This is a genomic window from Streptococcus suis (assembly GCF_002964575.1).
GTDB classification, from domain to species: domain Bacteria; phylum Bacillota; class Bacilli; order Lactobacillales; family Streptococcaceae; genus Streptococcus; species Streptococcus suis_R.
Window position 1 is genome coordinate 33,507 of the sequence record NZ_POQQ01000037.1, and the last position, 22,660, is coordinate 56,166.

Annotated in this window: 21 protein-coding genes, 1 pseudogene and 1 riboswitch; of the genes and pseudogenes, 4 read left to right on the top strand and 18 right to left on the bottom strand. The window is 40.7% G+C overall.

Annotated elements, in window-relative coordinates; genetic code table 11:
• Positions 1-56 precede the first annotated feature (56 nt).
• Together dhaQ and dhaS are read right to left on the bottom strand one after the other, a co-directional pair.
• Complete coding sequence (gene dhaQ / locus C1E58_RS03020; RefSeq protein WP_105113831.1) at positions 57-1,046, bottom strand: DhaKLM operon coactivator DhaQ; 990 nt, start codon at positions 1,044-1,046, stop codon at positions 57-59.
• Positions 1,027-1,608, bottom strand: a complete 582-nt coding sequence (gene dhaS / locus C1E58_RS03025) for a dihydroxyacetone kinase transcriptional activator DhaS (protein ID WP_105113830.1) — start codon at positions 1,606-1,608, stop codon at positions 1,027-1,029. The genes dhaQ and dhaS overlap by 20 nt, the downstream gene beginning before the upstream one ends.
• A 143-nt stretch (positions 1,609-1,751) precedes the next feature.
• Between dhaS and dhaK the strand changes: the two genes are divergently transcribed.
• From dhaK to dhaM, 3 genes are read left to right on the top strand one after another with little or no spacing between them, the layout of a single operon-like run.
• On the top strand, positions 1,752-2,741 hold the full coding sequence (dhaK, locus tag C1E58_RS03030) for a dihydroxyacetone kinase subunit DhaK (RefSeq protein ID WP_105117297.1): 990 nt from the start codon (positions 1,752-1,754) through the stop codon (positions 2,739-2,741).
• A gap of 10 nt (positions 2,742-2,751) precedes the next feature.
• Entirely contained in the window at positions 2,752-3,327 is a 576-nt protein-coding gene (dhaL, locus tag C1E58_RS03035) for a dihydroxyacetone kinase subunit DhaL (protein ID WP_105209274.1), read from the top strand.
• Positions 3,324-3,698 carry a dihydroxyacetone kinase phosphoryl donor subunit DhaM gene (gene dhaM / locus C1E58_RS03040; RefSeq protein ID WP_105209275.1) on the top strand — a complete coding sequence of 125 codons (375 nt, stop codon included), beginning with the start codon at positions 3,324-3,326 and terminating at the stop codon, positions 3,696-3,698. Before dhaL ends, dhaM begins: the two co-directional genes overlap by 4 nt.
• Before the next feature lie 104 nt (positions 3,699-3,802).
• Here dhaM and C1E58_RS03045 read toward each other — a convergent pair whose 3' ends face one another.
• The 6 genes from C1E58_RS03045 to C1E58_RS03070 all read right to left on the bottom strand — a co-directional run bounded on the left by C1E58_RS03045 (position 3,803) and on the right by C1E58_RS03070 (position 10,973).
• Positions 3,803-4,384, bottom strand: a complete 582-nt coding sequence (locus C1E58_RS03045; protein WP_105209276.1) for a DUF4352 domain-containing protein — start codon at positions 4,382-4,384, stop codon at positions 3,803-3,805.
• 10 nt (positions 4,385-4,394) lie between these two features.
• Positions 4,395-5,237, bottom strand: a complete 843-nt coding sequence (locus C1E58_RS03050) for a mechanosensitive ion channel family protein (protein ID WP_105209277.1) — start codon at positions 5,235-5,237, stop codon at positions 4,395-4,397.
• A 110-nt stretch (positions 5,238-5,347) separates the two neighbouring features.
• Positions 5,348-8,632: a DUF1002 domain-containing protein gene (locus tag C1E58_RS03055; RefSeq protein ID WP_153055815.1), complete on the bottom strand. Its 3,285-nt coding sequence runs from the start codon at positions 8,630-8,632 to the stop codon at positions 5,348-5,350.
• A gap of 51 nt (positions 8,633-8,683) precedes the next feature.
• The gene (locus tag C1E58_RS03060) at positions 8,684-8,983 is read right to left on the bottom strand and encodes a hypothetical protein (protein ID WP_153055816.1); all 300 of its coding nucleotides are present in this window, start codon (positions 8,981-8,983) and stop codon (positions 8,684-8,686) included.
• 6 nt (positions 8,984-8,989) lie between these two features.
• The gene (locus C1E58_RS03065) at positions 8,990-10,747 is read right to left on the bottom strand and encodes an NADase-type glycan-binding domain-containing protein (protein WP_105209280.1); all 1,758 of its coding nucleotides are present in this window, start codon (positions 10,745-10,747) and stop codon (positions 8,990-8,992) included.
• Positions 10,748-10,802: 55 nt separating this feature from the next.
• On the bottom strand, positions 10,803-10,973 hold the full coding sequence (locus C1E58_RS03070; RefSeq protein WP_105209281.1) for a YSIRK-type signal peptide-containing protein: 171 nt from the start codon (positions 10,971-10,973) through the stop codon (positions 10,803-10,805).
• Between the two features lie 298 nt (positions 10,974-11,271).
• Between C1E58_RS03070 and C1E58_RS03075 the strand changes: the two genes are divergently transcribed.
• Positions 11,272-12,471 (top strand): hypothetical protein, encoded by a 1,200-nt coding sequence (locus C1E58_RS03075; protein ID WP_105209282.1) that lies wholly within the window; start codon positions 11,272-11,274, stop codon positions 12,469-12,471.
• 22 nt (positions 12,472-12,493) lie between these two features.
• Here C1E58_RS03075 and C1E58_RS03080 read toward each other — a convergent pair whose 3' ends face one another.
• The 10 genes and pseudogenes from C1E58_RS03080 to trxA all read right to left on the bottom strand — a co-directional run bounded on the left by C1E58_RS03080 (position 12,494) and on the right by trxA (position 22,570).
• On the bottom strand, positions 12,494-13,828 hold the full coding sequence (locus C1E58_RS03080) for an alanine/glycine:cation symporter family protein (RefSeq protein WP_105209283.1): 1,335 nt from the start codon (positions 13,826-13,828) through the stop codon (positions 12,494-12,496).
• 110 nt (positions 13,829-13,938) lie between these two features.
• A riboswitch (glycine riboswitch) is annotated at positions 13,939-14,043 on the bottom strand.
• Between the two features lie 76 nt (positions 14,044-14,119).
• A pseudogene (locus C1E58_RS12335) lies at positions 14,120-14,266 on the bottom strand (ABC transporter ATP-binding protein); the annotation flags it as partial.
• Positions 14,267-15,115 carry a hypothetical protein gene (locus tag C1E58_RS03090; protein WP_105209284.1) on the bottom strand — a complete coding sequence of 283 codons (849 nt, stop codon included), beginning with the start codon at positions 15,113-15,115 and terminating at the stop codon, positions 14,267-14,269.
• 10 nt (positions 15,116-15,125) lie between these two features.
• Positions 15,126-16,499, bottom strand: coding sequence for a trypsin-like peptidase domain-containing protein (locus tag C1E58_RS03095; RefSeq protein WP_105209285.1), 1,374 nt, complete (start codon positions 16,497-16,499; stop codon positions 15,126-15,128).
• A gap of 280 nt (positions 16,500-16,779) precedes the next feature.
• Positions 16,780-17,412, bottom strand: a complete 633-nt coding sequence (locus tag C1E58_RS03100) for an ABC transporter ATP-binding protein (RefSeq protein ID WP_105113820.1) — start codon at positions 17,410-17,412, stop codon at positions 16,780-16,782.
• Between the two features lies 1 nt (position 17,413).
• Complete coding sequence (locus C1E58_RS03105) at positions 17,414-19,399, bottom strand: DUF1430 domain-containing protein (RefSeq protein ID WP_105209300.1); 1,986 nt, start codon at positions 19,397-19,399, stop codon at positions 17,414-17,416.
• A gap of 67 nt (positions 19,400-19,466) precedes the next feature.
• Positions 19,467-19,823, bottom strand: coding sequence for a lactococcin 972 family bacteriocin (locus C1E58_RS03110; protein WP_419579759.1), 357 nt, complete (start codon positions 19,821-19,823; stop codon positions 19,467-19,469).
• 299 nt (positions 19,824-20,122) lie between these two features.
• Positions 20,123-20,980, bottom strand: coding sequence for a helix-turn-helix domain-containing protein (locus C1E58_RS03115; protein ID WP_105209301.1), 858 nt, complete (start codon positions 20,978-20,980; stop codon positions 20,123-20,125).
• A 132-nt stretch (positions 20,981-21,112) separates the two neighbouring features.
• The gene (gene msrB, locus C1E58_RS03120; RefSeq protein ID WP_105113819.1) at positions 21,113-22,051 is read right to left on the bottom strand and encodes a peptide-methionine (R)-S-oxide reductase MsrB; all 939 of its coding nucleotides are present in this window, start codon (positions 22,049-22,051) and stop codon (positions 21,113-21,115) included.
• A 204-nt stretch (positions 22,052-22,255) separates the two neighbouring features.
• Complete coding sequence (gene trxA, locus C1E58_RS03125; protein ID WP_002941035.1) at positions 22,256-22,570, bottom strand: thioredoxin; 315 nt, start codon at positions 22,568-22,570, stop codon at positions 22,256-22,258.
• Positions 22,571-22,660 lie beyond the last annotated feature (90 nt).

The window sequence follows — 22,660 nt, forward strand, 5'->3', positions numbered from 1 at the left end:
GGGAGAGAAAAAACCTCTTTGGCATTCCAAAAGAGGTTCATAATTTGATTCTTAACTTACCAAGCCGCAGCTTCTGTCGGAGCCTGCAAGAAGTCTAGCCAGACTGGATCCTTGACACGACAAAGGGTGACAGATATACCTTCCATATCCAAACTGGTCATAAACTTACCTGTTTTAATATAGGGTAGTTTCAAGCCTTCTAATTCCAAGAACTGGTACAAATCATTGAGAAAGATACCTTGCTCCAACTCAGACAGGTTCCCTAGATTGTTGACCAAGAGGACATACTCCTCCCCCTCCTTCCAACGGAATTTCAGTTTTAGCTTATTGACAATTTCATTAGCTAACTGCTCCGAAGATTCGTAGGTTACGGTGCGATAACCTTCCTCTCCATGAATGCCGATTCCATAGGAAATTTCTCCATCCGCCAAATCAAATAAAGGCTGGCTGACATCTGGCAAGCAGGCTGACTTGGTCGCAAAACCAATGGTCGCTATCTCTGTTGCTAGAGAAAGCCCCAGTTGTTCCAATTGATCTAAATTGTAGCCAGAGAGAGCTGCAGCCCCAAGAACCTTATGCAGAAGAATAGTCCCCGCCAGCCCACGGTGGCGCATGCGGAAATTATCCTTGGTATCGACTGAGATATCGTCATGGGATACAATATATTTCACAGCTATACCTTCTTGTCTTGCTTGCGCAATGGCTTGACCAAAGGTTTCTAAATCTGCCTCAAAGTTTTTTACAATCAGAAAAACTCCCTTACCCTTATGAACAGCACGAATGGCTGCCAAGACTTCTTCGGTAGTTGGTGGGGTAAAAATCTCTCCATAGACTGCTGCAGTCAGCATTCCTTTGCCCACGAAACCGACATGGGCCGGTTCATGCCCAGAACCACCACCTGAGATGATGGGAACCAGCTGAATGTCCTGTTCTTTTTGAACTAGAATAGGTTGATGTTCAAGTTTCTTTACATACTGATTTGTCCGATAGAATCCTTCAATGTAATCCGCAATCACATTATCCTGTCTATTTTTTATAAATACCATCCCTCTTCTCCCTCGAATTGTGATTAGAAAATGACTGCTCTAGTAAAGTGATAATTTGGCCATACAGGCTATGAATAGCACAAGGGGATTGAGCTAGCCCCTTCTTAATCAGACCAATCCAAGCGCTCGAATGGTAGGTCACTAAAAACTCCTGTTCCTGCCTTGTAAAATAGCGACCTTCTTTGGACTGATATTCCGCCAATAATTTTTCCATCAGAACCCTAAAATAGCCTTCCAGATAGGTCACAAAGTCATTTTGTCCCTCAATTTCAAACAAGTGTTTGTAAAATACCTGGTTACAATCGATGTAATAGAGCAGTTCATCTAAGAGCTTCACCCCACTGATATAGGTCAGATTGTCTGTCACCTGCTCCTGCAACTCTGTTTCAAAAATCCAATCCAGTAGCTCATACTTGTCCAAAAAATGATTATAAAAGGTTTGACGACGGATACCTGCTTCCTGCATGATATCTACAACAGAAAGCTTATCAAATGATTTAATAGATAATTGCCTTTTAAAGGCCTTGGCGATTCTTTTCTTGGTAATCAACGAGGTTGGCATATGTCACTTCCTTTCGCTTCCTCTCCATTATACCCTATCATGCTTTTGATAGAAACAAAAGGGACACATTTTAGAATTTGTCCCTTCCTTTTTCAATTATTTAAAAATATAATAACAGTATAAAAAACAAAGGAGTCTATCTCATGAAAAAAATCATTAACCAACCTGAACATGTCGTTGACGAAATGTTGAAAGGCCTTGTCTTTATGCACCAAGATGTGATTGAGCGCATTGACGGTTTTGAAGTCATTGTTCGCAAGGCGGAAAAGACTGGCAAAGTCGGCATCATCTCAGGAGGTGGTTCTGGTCACGAACCTTCTCATGCAGGCTTTGTCGGTAAGGGTATGTTGTCTGCCGCTGTGTGTGGCGCAGTATTTACCTCACCAACCCCAGACCAAATCTTAGAAGCTATTAAGGCAGCTGATGAAGGGGCTGGAGTCTTCATGGTTATCAAAAACTACTCTGGCGATATTATGAACTTTGAAATGGCACAAGAGTTGGCTGAAATGGAAGGAATCGAAGTGGCTAGTGTCGTTGTGGACGATGACATCGCTGTGGAAAATAGCCTCTATACCCAAGGACGTCGTGGCGTAGCAGGTACCATCCTTGTCCACAAGATTCTCGGTCATGCTGCTGAAACTGGTAAATCGCTTGCTGAGATTAAAGAATTAGCTGACCGCCTCGTTCCACAAATCAAGACTATCGGTCTTGCGCTTTCAGGCGCTACTGTTCCTGAAGTGGGCAAACCAGGCTTCGTCCTTGAAGAAGATGAATTTGAGTATGGCGTTGGTATCCATGGCGAACCTGGCTATAAGAAAGAAAAGCTACAACCATCTGCAAAATTGGCTGAAGAATTGGTTGAGAAATTGGCTGAAGGCTTTGACATTCAAGATGGTGAACACTACGGTGTCCTTATCAATGGTCTTGGAGCAACTCCTCTCATGGAGCAATATGTCTTTGCCAACGACGTTGCGCAATTACTGGCTAAAAAAGGTGTCCTTGTCGACTACAAGAAAATCGGTAACTATATGACATCCATCGATATGGCTGGACTATCACTGACTTTGATTAAACTAGAAGACCCAAGCTGGATTGACGCTTTACAGGCACCTGTTGAAGTTGTCGCTTGGTAGGAGAAGAACTATGGATGCAAAACAAGCATTGCTCTGGATGGAGACATTCAACAAAAAAATTCAAGAGAACAAGGATTATTTGAGTGAACTAGACTCTCCTATCGGAGATGGAGATCACGGGGGCAACATGGCGCGTGGTATGGCTGCCGTCATGCAAGAACTGACTGAAAAAGACTACGAGAGCGCTGACCAGGTTTTCAAAGTGGTTGCCATGCAACTCCTCAGCAAGGTGGGCGGCGCTTCTGGTCCTCTCTACGGTTCTGCTTTTATGGGGATAACTAAAGCCAGTCAAGCTGGTGCGGATTTAGCTGATACGCTACAAGCAGGTTTGGACATGATCCAAAAACGTGGCAAGGCCGAATTAGGTGAAAAAACCATGGTAGACGTGTGGGTTCCTGTCATTGCTGCTCTAAGAGAAAACCAGCTAACAGTAGAAGTTATCCGTGAGGCTGTTCAGGTAACAAAAGATATCGTTGCGACCAAGGGCCGTGCCTCCTATGTTGGCGAACGCTCTATCGGTCATATCGACCCGGGCTCCTTCTCATCTGGACTTCTCTTTGAAGCAATGCTGGAGGTGGGACTATGACAGCAGTTGGAATCCTACTTGTATCCCATTCCAAAAATCTAGCTCAGGGCATTATCGACCTAGTCTCCGAGGTCGCCAAAGATATTCCAATCACCTACTGTGGTGGACTAGAAGATGGTAGCATCGGTACTAGCTTTGAAATGGTACAAGACAGAATGGACAGAAATCCAGCAGACACACTTCTAGCCTTCTTTGATCTGGGAAGCGCACGGATGAACATTGAACTTGCTGCTGATTTTTCTGATAAACAGGTTCTTATCCAAACCGTTCCCGTTACCGAAGGTTGCTATACTGCTGCCGCTCTCTTGCAGGCTGGTGCAGATCTGGATACCATCCTTGAACAGTTGCAGGAACTAGCCATTAAAAAATGAATGCTCTCCGCCCCACTAACATTTAATTTTCAAAGAGTATGAACAAGTAAAAATAGCTTAGAAGCAAGACTTCTAAGCTATTTTGGCTCTATTACCCCCGTCCCCTAAATTCCCTCTGTGAGAAACTCTGTCCAGACGGCTCCCTCATACACCAAGCCCAGATTGTTGGCCTGATCTACTTCATAAATCAATTTAACTGTAATGGCTTCTCCTGGATTGACCTTTTCTGGCAAATTGACATCATAGGTTCGCATATCTAAGTCATAGGGAATGTAGGTTTCGACATCGATTAGTTGAAACATGTATTCATCAAAATAGAGGGGTTCTTCTGATGTATTTTTCACATCCAGTTCCACAAGATAGGCGAAGCCATTGTCTCCAATAGGTGCAAGACTATCGTCCTTACCCATGGAGGTCACGGTAATCTGTAGACCATCAGGGAAAACCACTCTTTCTCCTACTTGGTGCTCTGTGTAGGTCACCGTATCATCAAAGTAACTTTCCGAACTCCAAGAATCACTTGTATCTGACAAGCTTAGACCAGCCATTAAAATCAGACAGGTCACACCTAAAACAAAAGACAAAAGGCATCCGACCAGACTGGTCCAAAATAATGGTTGCTTAAAGAAAGGCTTTTTCTTATAGTACATCTGCCCATTTTCAACAACAAAATCCTTAGCTTCCATATAACTCTCCCTATTTTGTTAGGCTGGTGGACGGAAGGTCAATACCTGCTTGCCGTAGTGCTTCCTGATAAAATCCAAAGAATTGGTGGTAAATGCTACTCTGTTGACCATTGGCAACAAAGAGATTGACCCGGTAGACAAATTGACCGTTGGCAGTATTTTGCGGTCCCAGCACCGTCACACCTGTAATCTGGTCAAACTTGCTCACTTCTCTCCGATTGACTTCCTCAATCACTCGACCAACCTGCTCCAAGTCAGTATTAAACTTAAGTGGAATATCCACCTGAGCCCGCATATCGCCACGGGATTGGTTGGACACGACAAGGATGTTGCGATTGGGAATAAAATGCAGAGTTCCATCTGCATCTCTTACCTGGGTGGTCCGAATACCCATACTAACGATGGTACCCGAAATGGTAATAGGACCATTGGTCAACTTGACCACATCCCCCACATCAAATTGACGCTCCAAGAGAATAAAGAAACCATTGATTAGGTCTGATAAGAACCCTTGCGCACCTAAACCAATCGCTACCCCAGCAATCCCAGCACCTGCAAAAAGACTAGACACAGGCAGTCCTAAGATGGTCAAAATACTGTAAATCAAGATGAAGTAGAGCAGGTAGTTGAGCATACTTTCAACCAGACGGCTGATGGTCTTTTGACGACCAATATCCTGAGTAGATACTTTAAGAGACGGAACCAAAACCTTTTTAACCGAAGCCTTGGCAAGCTTTTTCACGATATAAAAGGCAAGAAAGAGGAGCACTAGAGACAGGATTTTATTAACAAAGGCTGTCAAGAGAGCGTCCACATTAAACTGAGAAACATATTTCTGGATAAAATCATTCATACCATCATTATAGCAGAAAAACCTATAAAAAACTAAAAGACAGCCGAACGACTGTCTTTTCAATTCCTATCCTTACAACACACCATGTAGACCAAGTTGCTTTACCGCATTTATTCCTCAGAAAATATCTGACTAAACTCTTGTTGTAGCTCATCGGTTACTAAGGTAAAAGTAGGGATATAGGTGCTTGTTCCTGGGATTTGATAACCTGCATCACTCTGACGATTTAATAGCAAGACAGGCTTTCCTTCATGAATGGTAAATACATATCGTGTTGGAATCGTTGAGTTACCACTAACATCGTATCGCGATAGGAAATAATAATCGTATGTATTCCCCATTCCAAAATAGTATAGGGTTTTAATGTCTGGCTCACGATCTGAACTATCTGTAAAAATAGCTACTTGATAGTCACCAGTTGAGGATATGGGCTCACTATCAACTTGGAAGGCAAGACCTTCTTTTTTTCCATAAGCTTGTATCGCTTCATATAATTTTTTAGATTGTCTAGTAGACCAAGTGATGTAAGAACCGTCTGATTTAGTATCAATAATCGTTCCTACATTTTCGATATAAAATTTACTAGACTGACCACTGCCACCCTTGTATTGTTTGTTGTTCAATTTAACACGCACAATTTGGGTCAACTTAGGGGGTTCCATAGAAGGAATGGCAACAGTAGCCACAGGAACATCTACATAGTCTTTTCCTATTGTCCAACCATCTTGCAATACTTTTGCACTTGTTCCAAACCCAAATCCGCCATGGTTGAGTACAAAGGTTTGGTCCCCTTTATAGTACTTGAGTCCATATTCACTTGCTCCAAAAATCGGACCAACTTGATCCTTGTAAGAGGCATCAATCTCTTCCATATCGTATCTATTTTTCCAAATTCGCAATACATCATCACTATTATAGGTACCCGCCTTATAGGAATTATAGGCATCCGTTAATTCGGTCAAGGTGACATGTTTATCAGTCGTATCATAATGAATGGCTGGCTCTGTCAGAGCACTCGGAACTAAACCAATATATTTCGTGCTCCGGATGAAAACTTCGCTATTATAGCTATGTCCGTTTAATACCAGCTCTTCTATTTCTTTTTTATCTTCTGCAGTTAGATTACCAAGGGACTGAGATGCCTTTTTCTCAGAACTAGATATTTTCTTCTCATCTTTGACAGAAACTTTCTCTTCGGAAGTGATTTCAAAAACCTTCCTATTACTGATATCATAGAAGATACTTGGATCGATAATGATTGCGGAAAGTGAAGAATCAATAAGAGTATAGGAGCCAACTGATAAATACTGTGCATATTGACCATACTGCTTCAGATATTCTGCTTGACCCTGGTAGATTTCAGTACTGCTATCATATTGCCCCACAATATAGCGCGATTGAGAAGCAGACTGGTTAAATTCTCGGGTTAAGGTGTGCAATTCAACTAAACCTTTGTCTGCACTTGCTAGCATATAAATAGTCGCCCCTGAAACATCTGCTCCACCTGAACCGTATGTCACAATCTTTCCATCTTGGAAAACCTGCAGATGATCACGATAACCACTAACCCCTTTTAAGAGAATGACCCCCTTGTTATAGGTGTATACAGCCAGCTGATGATCATTTCCGTCACTTATTATCAACTCATCAATGCCGTCCTTATTCAGATCAAATAGGGCATATTTGAAGTATCTATCTCCAGGTGGGTAAGTGATATCGTCAAGTATCGGGAGATAGGAATAATTGTTAGGAAGAGCATCCGATGATTGAGAGAAATGATAGAATTGCTCCACAACTTCTTTATAGGCATTGTAGACTGTTTGCTTGATATTACTTGCATTGAAAATGGCTACATCTGTATCGGACAACTGGTAAGTCTTCAAATCATCCACCAACTTCTGATACTTGTCTTCAAGATTTACCTTGTATTGTTTCTTGAAATCATAAACCTTGGTTTTACTAGTTTTCTTACCATCTTTTAGGATGCATTCTCCCGTTTTTAAGTTATAAACAACACTCATTTTTACCTTCTGATCTAAGCAAGGACAAACAATGGTTAGGTGAATAAACTCTCCTTCTTGTTGAATATCCTCATAAAGAAAGGCTTCATAAGCATAGCCTGTTGCCAGGGCAATACGGTTGACTATTTCCTGCAAGTTTGGATTTTGAGAAATATTTTTATAGCGATTTAAAGCATAAAGGAAATTAGCCTTTGTGGTATCCGCGATTAACCAAGCTGGTTTCTTATCTCTTGTTAAAGCACCAGAGAGTTTCCCGTCTTCTTTAAAGGCGATGAAATAATAGCATAGGGTGCGAATATAGTTTAGTGCTTCTTTTTCTTTAATGGACGGATTTGACAACAGCTGTTCAATGACAAAGGACTGGGAGTAAATTAGTTTAACTTTATCTAACCGCCCCTCCTTGATTTCAGTTAGCAACTCTCGATAAACAGCATCAATGATGGCATGATATGCTTTTTTATCACTATAGTCCATCTTCTCAAGTGCAAGAATCTCGTCAGGATTTAATACCCTATCCAATGTTGATAACACTTCCGCCCACTCAGTCGTTAGGATGCTTTGTTCGAGTTGCTTGACAGTCTTAGTAGATTTTGCAATATCCGTTTTCGAATAGGATCTTAACCAAGCGATGATTTCTGCTTTTAGTCCGTCGCTACATGTAACATGATAACTGGCACAAATCTCATCTAGACGCTTCTGCAACCACTCATCCGTGATGGCTTTCTTTTTTACTAGATTAGACGTGATTGTCTTCTTTAATTCTGCAATCAGTTTGTTGGCTTCTTCATCTGATAGGGACGTTTCAGCCTTGATTTTCTCTATTAAAGAGATCTCGTCCTGACTCATTTGAACAGTAGTCTGGTCAACTGCAATTCCAGCTTGTTCTAACAAGGCATAAACACCTGCCAAGGCACCTTCACCCGTAACCGTTTCTACAGAAGCAATCCGAATCAGAATATCCGACACACCGGATGTAATAGCGGCATTTTGATAGGTTGCTGCTGAAATCATCGTAATCTTATCAGGGGTCACAATTTCAACTTGTACCCCTGAACCTTTTTCTAAGGGTTTAATGAAGGCGCTGGAGTAAATTTTGGCATCCGAGTCAGCAGAACCTGTGTATTTTGATACCATCTTTCCAGTTACAGAAAGAACTTGGTTGTCACTGATATGACTGTCACCCAACAGACGTTTGGTTTCAGTCTTTTGTTTTTCTGTCAGCGAAACACCGAGGGACATCAGCGGTTGCGTTAAAACTTTTTGCGTTTTTGTTTCTGCATGAACTATGTTCGTCTGATTTGACAAGACCAAAAATTGTGGAGCTATACCAATCAGTATGACACTGATGAGTAGTAAGGCCATTCTCTTTTTCACTTTTACACCTCCTGACAATAACAAAGAAACAGCTATGAAAAGTCAAGTTGTTCAATAATAGATTTCTCGAAAAGCTCCAGGCAACATCTCATTTTGAGTCAAGCCGACCCGATAGAATTCTGGGTCACCCGTGTCCTTAGAATAAAGTACAACTGGCTCACCCGTTACGTTCACAACAAAAATATATCTATGCACCTTGCTGTAGTTATCGTACCAGTATTCGTAGCCGTCCAAGATTTTAAAATTCTCATCCAACTCTCTACCTGACCAAATGACAGGCTTGGTAACAGCAATGCGTTGGTAGTTGGGCTGCTTCATCTCATTACCAAATTGCACCATATATTGAGCCAACTCATGTTACTTTGAAAGGGGCCATTCTTCTTGAGAAACGAGTGAGGAAGTTGGTGAACTCGGCGCTGCACTTCCTTGGGATTTTTGGCCAATAAAGCGGATGTCCGATATGGCTGTGTCTTCGTACTTATTCCCAAAATAAGTTTTTAAAATTGTCACCGTTACTGATGAAGTGTTTACTGACTGGGGAAGTTCAATTAACTGTTCACCCATCTGGTCATTGATATCAAGCTCTTGATAACTATTGTCTGAAAATGTCAATCGAATTCTTGCTGGTCTAGAATTTTTATAGTAGATATCATCACTCAATTGGTAACCCGAATAGATTGACATTTGGGAAATGTTATAAACCCCGTCTAGTGTTAATGTGATGGATTCCTGAATTCCCTGTCCACTAACATCCTCTACCCAAGCGGTCGTCCTATCTCCGTCTATGACATTTTTGGGCAAATGTTCTAAATGATGTTGTGGCTCAGAAAGGTAGGAAGTTGCTGAAATATTTGTAATGATTGCATTTGACAGGACACTAGGTTGTGAAGTAGAACTTTCTTGGACCACATAGGGTTCGTCCAATTTGTTAATTGTCACATCCTGCTCATAGATTCCTGTCGCATCCAGTCCCAATCGTTCTAGTTCATCCTGGTCCAACTCAATCCTTACTGTCACCACATCTCCATTACTCAAATGATTCTCTTTTGATAGCGTCACGGTCGGATTCCACAATAATTGTTCAATCTCTTCATCGTAACCTTCATAGTAAGGAATAGAAGTAATTTCTACTTCGGCAGTACCATTACCCGATTCCCCATCCGAATACAAAACCATGTCATAGGTGGAGACATCGATGGTCTTATGGACTGGAAGGATAGATGAATGTTGTGCAGTATTTTGCTTATTCGTCACTAAAATAGAAAGACCAGCTATACATAAAATGACTGCTGCAATGACACCAATGACCATGAATTTATTCGTGCTTTTTTGACTGTATACACTAGAATAAGGAGTACCATCTGGATTTCTCATCTCCTCTACAATACCATTAGGTGATGAGGGGGCACTAACTCTTGTAGCTGTATCAGAAGGTGAAACATAACTTGATACTCCCATAACCATTTCATCCAAGTCATTTTGGATTTCTTGTGTAATAGGATTCGACGTTTTGTACTCTTCCTGTGAACTTTTAGTAACATCTGCCTCTTGAATTTGTCGAGCAGAATCTCCTGCATTTTCATCGGTAATAGTTCCTACGACTTGGTTGGAAGGTTGCTCGGGTGTCCAATGGTTTTGTTGCTCCTCTTCACGATTAGAGAAAAAAAGATGATTTTTTTCATCTGTCAAAAAGCGACCGGATGGCTGGCAAGCTACATAAAAATCAACTAAAGTCAGTACTATACTTACAGTAGGACTTAAATAAAACAAACAACGACCAATTAGGTATATTGTGATTCCTTGATTATTAAAACCTACATCTCGTAGTCGCCTCGCTTGAAGTGCTAGCGAGAGGGAAACTTGAATGACAAGGTACACCAAGCTCCCCATCGATAAATAAAGCGAAGCTACCATTATATCTGATTCCAAAAAAAGCATTGGCATCACAAATATATCCAACAAAGCAATTGGAATAGCTAACCCAATAATTCCAAACCAAAAGCCTTTCCGAGTGGTATACCCTTCAAAAGTGAATATCCCATACCAACTATCTTTAAACGCCTGTCCAAAACTAACATCCTGACCACGTTGGTCAATTTTGTATTTCTTTTGCATATAACCTCCTTTGTTTTTATACTTCAAACCTATCCTAAATTCCTAACTGGAACTTCTATTTGTTCACCGCCATCACTTTACTTTCTAAAAAGAAACTATCTGGCAATCTTACAAGGAAGGAACCCAATAAAACAGAGGCAACACCCAAACTCAGCTTACGAATAGAAAAAATTTCCTGTTGTCGAAACAAACTCTTTGAATACCGATTACTTTTCTTTTTAATCATATACAAACCTTTCTAGAACCATTAGAACATGTAAACTGCCTATTGACCGATAACTACTAGAACACTAATAAGCATATTTCATCCTATTTTCTCTCCCCTCTTCTTCATATATTAATTACCCCCATCATATCAAAATGACCCGTTTTTTTCCTTTCCATTTTGTAGAAAATAGTTATGCTCTATTTCGGAAACTTTCCTTATCAAAAAAGAAAGTTTCCAAGCACATAATTAGCTGATTTCCTTATATTTTTTTGATAAAATGAAAATATAATACGCTTTCAAAGAGGAAGAATGAACCATGATTTTTTTATCCTTTAGCGAAATTTTACAGGTTATCCTAGCCGTCAATAAGAGAAAGAAGAAAAATGTCGGCTGGGTTAAGCAAGAAGCTATTGTCAACAGTATCTTTCAATTTCTAGAAATACCTGGTAAGGAAGATGAGGAATTTTATGTCAGCATTTCGGATTGTTCCAAATATTTTAACGGAAGAAAAAATATCCCGCATAAATTAAAGAACTATCTAGCACAGCAAGATTTTTCTCAAGTCGTAGAAAAGTTTGCGCAACGATTGTTGCAATATCCAGAAACATCGACTGTTGGTGTTGCTAAAAAGTTACACGAAATGGCTAGTGAGCAAACAGATGTTTTAAACTCTGAAAAACAAACATTTTTGGAACAGGAAAAAAGATTGAACTCTTTTTATTCCCAAGAAAAATACACACACTATATCGCAACAACCATTCTCTTTTCTCTTATCCATATCCCCAATATTCCCAGCTGCCAACAAGAAGAAAGCTCTCTCCTAGACAGTCTCCACTTCAACCAAGATTTGGAAGAAGCTATCCAGCAAGGACGCTACTACCTATCTTACGAACGGGACATTGTTATCCATCCCGATATGAAGAAGAAAGAATTTAAGGTTCTGGTCAAGAGGCTATTTACCTCCCACTACCCCAATCCTGTCCACCCTCATAAAGACCGCTTTCTGTTGAATAGCTTCTACTCCACTCCCACCCTACGCAGCAACAATCACTTTATCAGCCTAAAGATTAACCAGATTGACTATTCCGACAGGGTGCAGGTTTTGGATGAAGACTTGGATACTGAAAAACATCGCTTCCCCTATAAACGTAGCTTGTTAGTGGAGAATCTTCCAACTTCTGACCTCTACCAGATCGACTTGCAGACCAAGTACTTTGCCAGCTTTCCTATCCGTTTCGGCAGTTTTCGCCTGCATTCTCCGGCCAAACGTTTCAAGGTCACCGTCCGTATCCGTACCAATGAAAAGCGCAAACTCTGCTTGACTTTGAAAAACTTCGGTAGTTTCAACAAACAGATTTCCAACATCGACCGCATCGAACCCAATGCCACCATGGCCTACTTTGAAAATATCGACTGGACCTTCCCGTCTTCAGGCTATGCCTACATTGTCAAACCTTGGAACGAATTTTGGCAGGATTTCCTACCACAAAGCCAGCAAAAAAGTGCAGAGGATTAACCTTTGCACTTATTTTATTTCCTTATTTCTTCTTGGCAAAATACTGGCGTGTTTCCTTGATGATCACTGGTGAGAGAGCTAGTAAGGCAATCAAGTTTGGTAGAGCCATAAGCCCGTTCACAATATCTGCGATAGTCCAAATCAAGTCTAGCTTGAGGAAACCACCCAGAGCAACCATGGCTACAAAGACTAGACGGTAAGGCAAGATAGACTTGGTGCCAAAGAGGGACTCAATACAACGCTCACCGTAGTAAGACCAGCCCAGAATGGTCGTATAGGCAAAGAGAACTAGACTAATGGTCAAGGCCAAGGCACCTGGCTGACCAAAAACTGTCGCAAATGCTGCCTGGGTCAGCGGAGCACCTTCCAAGCCAGCAACTGACCACTGGCCGGTCACCAAAATCGTCAAACCTGTCAAGGTACAGATGATAAGGGTATCAATAAAGGTACCAGTCATCGAAATCAACCCTTGCTCAACAGGGTTGTCTGACTTGGCAGCTGCAGCAGCAATCGGAGCCGATCCCAAACCTGATTCATTTGAAAAGACCCCACGCGCAATCCCACGCTGGATTGCTTGTTGCACCGTCGCACCTGCAAAGCCACCCGCAGCCGCAGCCGGAGTAAAGGCTGATTTGAGAACCAAAGCAAGGGTTGGTATGAGCTGATCCCAATGCAGAGCCAAAACAGTCAAACTGGCCAAAATATAAAGGATGGCCATAAAAGGAACAATTTTAGTTGAAACTTCTGAAATTTTCTCAATTCCCCCAAAGATAAAGAAGGCAATAGAGATTGCTGTCACAATGCTGACCAGCTGGGGAGCCAAGCCAAAGCTAGCAGACATAGATGAGGCAATGGAATTAACCTGAGAAAAGGTCCCCATCCCCAAGAGAGCCACTAAAACACCTGAAATGGCAAAGAAAATTGCCAGAGGTTTCCACTTTTGTCCCATACCCAAGGTGATGTAGTGCATCGGACCCCCTGCTGCTTGCCCATTGGCATCCTTGGTACGGTATTTAATGGCTAAAAATCCTTCTGCATACTTGGTTGCCATCCCGAAAAAGGCCGCCACCCACATCCAGAAGAGGGCACCAGGTCCACCAGTCGTAATGGCTGTTGCCACCCCAACGATATTTCCCGTACCAACCGTCGCCGCAAGGGCCGTACACAGAGCTGCAAAACTGGACACATCTCCCTGACCAGACTGGTCGCTGGAAAAAATCAAACGAAAGGCCGTCGGCAACTTGCTTACCTGAAACACTCCCAAACGAAGGGTAAAATAAACACCCGTTCCGACCAAGAGTAACAAGAGGGGCGGACCCCAAACAAAATCATTGATGTGCTGCATCAATTCTAACATAGCTTCCTCCTAAGCATCATTCTTAATCCGATAAAGCTGCCGGAAAAAACAAAAGAGGCTGAATTCATCAACCTCCAGAATCAACGTGAAAAATACAGAAAAATCCTATTTTTCAACGCTCTGTCCTTTTACCTGAGAGTTTCAGCAACTCTACTTTTCCAAGTAGAGCTACCTTGCCCCTTCGGTGCCAAAATGGTCTCTCCAGAGTTCCGTCCTTTGGACAGTCAGTCGCCTTTCTGCCCACTATCAACCGGTTATTCAGTTTTATCTTGCTCTATTGTAGACTATTTTTCAGGAAAAATCAAGAATATTTTTTGAAAAATTATAAGTCTTCCATTTTATGATAAGGTCTGCTCGCTCCCAAATCAAAGGATTATGGGTCGCAATCACAATTAACCGATCTGGACTTTTCAAAGATAAGAGAATACCCATGATTTTTTATTCTACAGTCCATGCTACTCCTTCATAACGCCAACCATAACCCATCAGTGTATTTTTTTCATTTGTATCCGTTGTGAACAGATGTTTTTTTATTCCTTCATGATACAAACGATAAACTGGGACTGTTCCACTGGTACGATAAGCCTCCCCCTCTTGAACCCAACCACGAGTTCCTAACACTTCATACTCGTGACTATCTTTTGTATAAAAATGAAATCTAAGCTCAGGATGATAGAGTCGGTAAACCGGATTTCCAGCACCTGTACTAGTACTCCAAGCCTCCCCTTCATAACGCCAGCCATTATGAGATAAGACTTCTTTTTCATTCATGTCTATTGTATAGAGGTGGACCATCAGTATGGGATGATAAAGCCTATAAACAGATGTATTAATAGGAAGTATCTTAACCGTATACACTTTTTTAATAATTGGTTCTATCTGCGGTCCTTCATCTATCGGAACAGCATACTTTACAAGTTCTTCCCGAAACTCTTCTGACTCTCCTGGACTAACCGCCAAATAAACAAGACCTGGTTTTAAGGCTTGCCAATTTCCTCTTCGATCTAACTCTAGTAAATCGTTCCCTTTAAAGTCATCAGTAATAATCTTTCCATCTACAAAAAAGTCAAATCCGTATTGAAAATCTTTTATCAAACTATCTGATAGCGGTCGAATTCTTCCCGAATCTCCCACATAAATAATACTTTGAGGCACCGTCGCCTCATCTAAATAGTTCAAATTCTTAGTACGACTATATGTTTCTGCTTTCGCTAAAAAGGAGCAAAGAAACATAGCTGTAAATGCAACCAATAATAGTACTAATCGGTAGAAATTTTTTCTTTTCATATGCTGACTCCTATTCTACTGACCAAGCAATCCCTTCTTTATTCCATCCATTTTTTGGAAGTGTATTATACTCATTTATATCTGTTGTATATAAATGCACCTTTAATCCAGCATGGTACAGGCGATAAACATTCTGTGAGCCACCTGCATGAAATATTATCCCCTCATCTTTCCACCCACTTTTTATTAAGACATTTTTTTCATTTTCACTTGCTGTTAATAAGTGTTTCCTTAATACTGGACTATAAAGACGGTAGACAGGATTACCAATTGAATTTGTTCTCCATGACACCCCTTCAAATCTCCACCCTGCTGTCCTAGATAAAACATTTTTTTCATTTCCACTAGTTGTGTATAGATGATATTTTAATCCCTCATGATACAGCCTATATGTTGCAATTGTTTTCGTTACCGCTGTACTAGATTTACTATCAGTTAATGCCATATTTATCAAATTCATTGCCGTATTGTCAATAATCCTAGCAGTATTTTTTCCATAGAGCTGAATATAAGATGTATTACTAGGATTTTCCGCCACTCCACTTGTATGAATCGCTATAATGTTATTATTTTCATCTAAAATTGGACCACCACTATTTCCACTAAGTGTATCAGCACGATGCTTCATAATTGATGAATTTATTTCTAGTACCGTACCATGACTTTCATACATCTCTTCTCCTTTATCCGAAGGATAACCAATAACTTTAATCTTTTGACCTACATTTAAGACCGTTGTTGTTTGTAAAGGATTAACACCTACAACACTCGAGTCTAGAGTGATAATAGCAAGATCGTTACTTGGTACTTCAGATACATTATAAGCAGATAAAAAATGATATACCCCGCCACTATATGAACCATATGGACCATTCAAAAGTGGTACTTCTCCATTCTTCGCTGGAACTACGCTAACAAAATCCTCCCACTTTCCTGTATGGATATTTTTTAAAACGTGAGCAGCAGTTAAAACTTTATCATGAGAAATAAGCACTCCTGTACCGACTGCATAGTATTGATTCTTGGTATGTGCTAAAATATCAACAACACTCTGATATGGCAACAATCTAGAATCAACAACTCTTCGACGTTCGTCAGGATAAAATATTGATTCCGTTTTCTCATCTTCTACAGAACTACTATTCACCCCAGAAGAAATATCCTCCGTAAGCACCGAGGTCTCTGTAGCGTCCTCTTCTTCACCATAAGTTTCTGATAAGTTCTGTTCTACAGGTTGTTCATAATAACCATTCTCGTCTTTATTTACAGAAATGTTTTCTGAATTTTCTAATGATACACTCAAATTATCTTCAGCCCGTATTGGCAACAATAAAATTAGCGACATCAACATCAATAAAACCAAAAATACTCTTGTCTTTTTCATATTTCTGACTCCTTGTCTAGAATAACCTACTAGCAGTATAAATCATTCCAAATTCACGCAAACACAATTCTTCAGCTAACTCTTTAGATTCTTTTCCTCCCTTCTCAATTACTAGCACCTCTCAATAAGATGGTTAATGTGTAGGTACAGACCTACTCTCTCCACTAAACAAACATATAAGATTTTATATTATTTTAACATATTATATTGTGCGTTTCAAATATGTTTATTTATCAATCTACATTAAATTCCTTATCAATCAATAATATTTTTAGAATTTTTACAAGTCTTCTATTCTTATGATAAGGTCTGCTCGCTCCCAAATCAAAGGATTATGGGTCGCAATCACAATTAACCGATCTGGGCTCTTCAAGGATAACAAAATATCCATAATTTCTTGGGAGCTTTTAGGGTCTAAGGCAGCCGTCGGCTCATCTGCCAAAATCAATGGAGGATTTTTCAGAATGACTTTAGCAAGAGCTACCCGCTGGGCTTCCCCTCCTGAGAGTTCATAGATAGGCTGGGATAGGTCCAGATAAGACAGACCAACTGCATCAAGTGCTGCTTCCTGCCTCGATTTCCTTTCGTCTTTGGACAATTTCTGACCAATCAGTCCCAAATCCAGATTTTCTTTGATTGTCTGACTTTCTAACAAACCAAAATTCTGAAAGAGATAGCCTAATTCCTCCCTAAAAAAGAGATGGGGCTTCAACTTTTTCAATTCCTTACCCTTGTAGAGAATGTCACCTGCATCATAGGACTCCAACTTGGCTAAAATATTCAGCAAGGTCGTTTTGCCGCTACCACTGGCACCTATCAAGGCATAGACCTTTCCAGCCTGCAAGTCTAGCGTTACATCAGAAAACAAGCTGCGCTTCCCAAATTTCTTTTGAATTGATTGGATAGAAAACATACTAGGCTCCTTTCAAAATACGGATATTCCAAGCTCCTTCTTTTCTTGTCTGCCACCTCAATAAGTAGAGCGCGTTGAGCAGAAACAAGATAAAACTGATACTACTTATGAATATGTGACCTGTTACTACTACGCTCACTCCCAAGGCTAATAAAAGGGCCAGTAGCTGAACCGTTAGGTATTTCTGATGAATGCCCCAAAAATCCATCCCTGCAATTTCCTTGATGAAAATCTCACGTTTAAATTCTTCAAAGTATAGAAGATTCATGGTATTAAACAGGACAATTGATGTCACAATCCCTAAAATGGCACCCATAGATGTTGAAATGGTCTCTATCCGAATACGATCTAAAAGTTCCGTAAAGAGGGAGGAACTACTTTTCACTTCATTGACAAACTGAAACAAATTTCTTGCCTTCAATTCGCGCAACAGTTTATCTCTATTTTTAAATAAGATACTGCTATCTACTTCATTCAACCAAAAGTCAGCAGATTCTTTTCCCAGACTTGACGGTGCCAGCACAACTAAAATAGGGTCTGTCAGGTATTGCACATGTTGACCAGAACGATGATTGTAGATAAACTGCTTCTGCCCATTTTTTAAATAGGCAACTTTTCCCTTAATGGTAGCTGAGCGTGCTTGATTAGCAGGTATAACCATGCGATTGATATAATCTTGGTAAAGATGGAGATAAGTATCGCTTTCAGGGCGCAATTTTTCAGGTAATAGAAGTTGAAATTCTCCTTCTTGTAGAGGGAGTGCTACTTCTCCTTCTGCTAAGTTTACATCCTGTATCTGCAAATAATTTGGACTAACGTAGAGGGTGTTGCCTGCTGGATGGTAGCTGTCAAGGCGTGTCCCATCTTCCGGTTGGGAGCCCATTAAATAGGCATTCAAATTACTTTTGACAAAGAGCGTGCCATCTTCCTCCAAAGCTTGCTTTAGTAAAGGATACCAATTTTCAGGCGAATTTAGTCCTGAGCGACCATCCGCAGAAATATTCCAAGCTAAACTATAGTAATCCCCTTCATTCTCCCACTGCTGGGCACCTACTTGGTATTCCTGCCAAATCCCTGAATAATAGACGGTTTGAGCCACCCCCAATGACACCACCAGTAGAGCCAGCATTTGCCCCATAACCATAATGGTCAGGATTCCTTGCAGGGGCATCTTCCCTTTTAACAAGGGTAAAAAGTGATAGGTCCGAATGGCCAAGGTAAATGTAGCAGCGAAAAAAAGGACAATCAAACCAAGCAAGAAATGATAGCCCACTAGAGCTGCGACCAGATAGTAGACAGAATAGCCATCTAATCCAACGAGGTAGGCCAGTCCAACTGCTGGAAGAACCGCAAATGGGATAGTTAGAGCTATCTCTTTCGCATTTTCCTGTAGAGATAGTAGAAATAAATGCCAACGTGAATCTCCTGCAATCAAACGGATACCTGCTGTACGCAACTGCCTTACATTGGCAATCACGACCAAAGCCATATAGGTAATGAGAAAGACCAGTATGGCTAAGAATTGACCACCTTGTATCAGAAATGCTAGTAAAGTAGCAATAGTCGAAGGCTTCCGAATCTGAACTTCATCAAATCCAAGCGAAACAAGAAGAGACCGAAGTTCCTCTACCGTCGCTTTCCCTTGGAAAATAAAATATTTGGTTAAAAGTGCAGACTCCACTTTTTCTGATGCCTGAAATTCCTCTAGTCCTCTTGGTAGGGAAGACTGACTAAAATTGTCATAGGAAAAGGTACGTCCACCTGATGTACTTGGCTCAATCACCCGTCTGGCAATCACACTATCCGTCTGTTGAGAATAGTCTTCTAATCTCTGTCGTACATCTGAGTAAGTCACGTCCTCAGATACCGACAAAGTGGTCACAGAAGGAAAATAATGAACAAGCATAGTCTCCTTTTGGCTAACCCCCAACCAAATCATAAAGACGGCTAGAATGATCGTCGATACAAGTACAAATTTTCCTTTCATCACAATCACCTGTCTTCCTATTCTCTAAAATGTAAGAAAAGGCGATGTTCCCATCGCCAATAATCTACTAATCACTCAAATCGGCAGAAAAATAGGCCACCTCTCCGAAATTCGTATTGATGAATGCTCTAGAAGTTCCACCTGGTCCTGCAGTACCTTTACGTGACGACGAATCACTGTCCCGAACTACTCTTGACCAGTGACTGCTACTAGGATGGTAAAAATTTGAAAAGGCTCCCCAATTATTCGGATCATGATGCCCACCATAACTCCAATTTCCACCTAAATAAGGTGCAGCAAGAACAGTAAGCGGCGCTATCAGGGTTCCTAGTAAGAGAGTTGAAAAAATGACTGTTTTAGGTTTTAATGTAGTAACACTCCTTGTAATCCATAAAAATATGAAACTAAGTACGGCGACCAACAATAACCCTTATTCATGACCAATATCGTTTCCTAGATTTTCCTCCTTTCTCAGTCACTATTAAGGATTTATAAAACAATTTAAATAGTAAATATAACTACTCCCTTCGGTGAATAATATCAGGTTCCCATCCCTGTGTTTTTACTTTAGCTAATGGGAATAGGGTCAATAATATAGTTACCATCAAAAGAATTGATATATATTTCTTCATAAAATCACCCTTTTTGTTTTTATTTTAACATATTAACAATGAGTTTACAACTGTTTTTTGATTATTTTTAAAAATAATCTTTATACAATTGTTAAATATCTTTCGATAGATATTCTTTTAAACTGAGATAACTATTTTGCGGACCAAAAAATTTGAATAGACATTCCGCTTCTCTATAGTAGGAGAGAATTTCATCCTTTGATAAAAATCCCTCTCCTACATTTGCGATTAAACAAAGCGTATCAGCCAAAAGATAACAACTCTTCTTGTCTCGCAAGATTTCGATTAGGTCTGTCAATTCATCAATTGCCTGTGACTGTCTCTTTCTTTTAAAAAGATAGTGAGCGTGATTGTAGCGAATCTTGATATACTTATGAAAACGATCTGTATCTGTTATATCCAAATGACTAAGCTTTTCTGAAATCTCCTCATACAAACTTTCTAGATCCTCATCTCGGGAAGTCAAGGCATAAAAATTAGCCAAACTACTGTATACATCCAGATAAAAACTAGATTTCTTACTGATTCGATGACTAAGTTCTTCCATACGTACAATTGCAATATCCTCCTTATGATAATGATGAAAGTCCACTATACAAGCCAGATAAGTTAAATATTCACTGCTTTCCTGCGAATGAACAGCTTCTTTCTGCTTCTCTGCCTCTACAAGATAAGCCAGTTGATCATAGGAACGAGTGAACAGAGCTTTGTCCACCAATCGTCTAAATACCGTAATATCAGGTGCTTTATCTGATACACTTTCATCAAAAAAATAATCCATGCACACCTGTAAGCGTTGTGATAAGGCAAATAATATATCCGATGTAGGAGCAACTCCTAATTTTTCAACTCGACTAATCAAACTCTGTTCACAAATTCCCTCTGCAAGTTCCTTTTGAGTAAAGCCAAGTTCCTTTCTTCTATTTTTAAAACGTTTACTAAGAATCATTTTCATAACCTTTCCATATATCCCTTAAGAAAAATCTCTATATAGATTATTATATCAAAATTATCTTTTCTAACATACTATTTCGACACAAAAAGCCTATTCTTGACGAATAGACTTCCTACATTCCTAAATTTATTTAAGTAGTTCCAAAAACAAACCATATCCTGCTTCTTCCATCTCCTCTCTCGGTATGAAACGAAGGGCTGCGGAGTTGATACAGTAACGTAATCCACCCTTGTCACGCGGTCCGTCATCAAAGACATGGCCTAGATGAGCATGACCAGCCCGACTGCGGACTTCGATACGATTCATGCCGTGGGAAAGATCTTGGAAATAAGTCGCAACTTCCTTGCTGATTGGTTTGGTAAAGGAGGGCCAGCCGCAGCCTGAGTCGAATTTGTCTGTCGAGAGAAAGAGGGGCTCACCAGTCGTAATATCGACGTAGATGCCAGCTTGGTCACTATTCCAAAACTCATTTTCGAAGGGTCTTTCCGTCGCAGCTTCTTGAGTGACTTGATACTGGAGGTCGGTCAAGCTGTCTTTTAAGACTTGCTGGTCTGGCTTTTGGTAGTCTGCAACATCAATCAGAGGGATTTTTGCCTGTGCAAGATCGATATGGCAGTAGCCTTGGGGATTTTTCTTGAGATAATCCTGATGGTAGTCTTCGGCGGGGATGTAATGCGCGAGTGGCTCCACTTCAACGGCTAGGGGGCGTCCGCCAAAGAGCTGAGACTGCTCCGTCATGACCTGCTCGATGGTCGGCAAATCAGCCTCATCTGTGTAATAGATACCCGTCCGATACTGGCGCCCCTTGTCAGGCCCCTGCTGATTGACAGAGAAGGGATCAATGACGCGGAAATAGTAGAGGAGAATTTCCCGCAAATGGATACGAGTCTCATCATAGGCTAGATATAGTGTTTCTGCGTGATCTGTTTGTTTGAGGAGTTGATAATTGGTCGTCTCCACCTGTCCATTGGCATAGCCAACGCTAGTGTCAAGAATACCATCGATCTGGGAAAAGTAGCCTTCCATTCCCCAGAAACAACCGCCTGCTAGGTAGATTTCTTTCATGTGAGATTCCTTTCGATGCAGAAAAGGGAGTGGGACAAAAATCGGTAACCCGCAGGGTTCGATTTTGTCGTCCCACCCCCGCACAGTTGAGTAGGGCTGTAAAAGCTGATAAAATCAGCTAATTAGAGCCCACTCAACCACTGCGTCAAGTTTAACGATTGAAAAAAACTAAGGAGGCCAGGATTTTTGTCCCACTCCTTTTGATTAACCAATCTCTGCCAAGATTGCTTTGATTTGGTCTTTGGTGTGAACACCAGCAACTTGTTTCACAACTTGTCCATCTTTTTTGAACAAAAGGGTTGGGATCGACATGATACCGAATTGACGGGCTGTGTTTGGATTCTCATCAACATCCATCTTGTAGATGCGCAATTCATCTTCATCCACTTCACCTGCTAATTGCTCTAAGATTGGCGCTTGCATGCGGCATGGACCACACCAAGGTGCCCAAAAGTCAACAAGGACTACGCCTTCTTGTGTTTCAACTTCAAAGTTTGCATCTGTAATAACTTGAACCATGATTTTCTCCATTTCTGATTTTGGTACTATCATTCTACACCAAAAAAAAAAAGAAAGCGAATTTTTGCTACGGAAGAGAAATGAGATAGT

Excerpts from the sequence above, each read along its gene's own strand:
- C1E58_RS03095 (WP_105209285.1), bottom strand. The coding sequence starts at position 16,499 with ATGAAAAAGACAAGAGTATTTTTGGTTTTATTGATGTTGATGTCGCTA.
- C1E58_RS03105 (WP_105209300.1), bottom strand. The coding sequence starts at position 19,399 with ATGAAAGGAAAATTTGTACTTGTATCGACGATCATTCTAGCCGTCTTT.
- C1E58_RS03090 (WP_105209284.1), bottom strand. The coding sequence starts at position 15,115 with ATGAAAAGAAAAAATTTCTACCGATTAGTACTATTATTGGTTGCATTT.
- dhaQ (WP_105113831.1), bottom strand. The coding sequence starts at position 1,046 with ATGGTATTTATAAAAAATAGACAGGATAATGTGATTGCGGATTACATT.
- C1E58_RS03065 (WP_105209280.1), bottom strand. The coding sequence starts at position 10,747 with ATGCAAAAGAAATACAAAATTGACCAACGTGGTCAGGATGTTAGTTTT.
- C1E58_RS03080 (WP_105209283.1), bottom strand. The coding sequence starts at position 13,828 with ATGTTAGAATTGATGCAGCACATCAATGATTTTGTTTGGGGTCCGCCC.
- C1E58_RS03050 (WP_105209277.1), bottom strand. The coding sequence starts at position 5,237 with ATGAATGATTTTATCCAGAAATATGTTTCTCAGTTTAATGTGGACGCT.
- trxA (WP_002941035.1), bottom strand. The coding sequence starts at position 22,570 with ATGGTTCAAGTTATTACAGATGCAAACTTTGAAGTTGAAACACAAGAA.
- dhaL (WP_105209274.1), top strand. The coding sequence starts at position 2,752 with ATGGATGCAAAACAAGCATTGCTCTGGATGGAGACATTCAACAAAAAA.
- msrB (WP_105113819.1), bottom strand. The coding sequence starts at position 22,051 with ATGAAAGAAATCTACCTAGCAGGCGGTTGTTTCTGGGGAATGGAAGGC.
- C1E58_RS03115 (WP_105209301.1), bottom strand. The coding sequence starts at position 20,980 with ATGATTCTTAGTAAACGTTTTAAAAATAGAAGAAAGGAACTTGGCTTT.
- dhaK (WP_105117297.1), top strand. The coding sequence starts at position 1,752 with ATGAAAAAAATCATTAACCAACCTGAACATGTCGTTGACGAAATGTTG.
- C1E58_RS03045 (WP_105209276.1), bottom strand. The coding sequence starts at position 4,384 with ATGGAAGCTAAGGATTTTGTTGTTGAAAATGGGCAGATGTACTATAAG.
- C1E58_RS03070 (WP_105209281.1), bottom strand. The coding sequence starts at position 10,973 with ATGATTAAAAAGAAAAGTAATCGGTATTCAAAGAGTTTGTTTCGACAA.
- C1E58_RS03100 (WP_105113820.1), bottom strand. The coding sequence starts at position 17,412 with ATGTTTTCTATCCAATCAATTCAAAAGAAATTTGGGAAGCGCAGCTTG.
- dhaS (WP_105113830.1), bottom strand. The coding sequence starts at position 1,608 with ATGCCAACCTCGTTGATTACCAAGAAAAGAATCGCCAAGGCCTTTAAA.
- dhaM (WP_105209275.1), top strand. The coding sequence starts at position 3,324 with ATGACAGCAGTTGGAATCCTACTTGTATCCCATTCCAAAAATCTAGCT.
- C1E58_RS03075 (WP_105209282.1), top strand. The coding sequence starts at position 11,272 with ATGATTTTTTTATCCTTTAGCGAAATTTTACAGGTTATCCTAGCCGTC.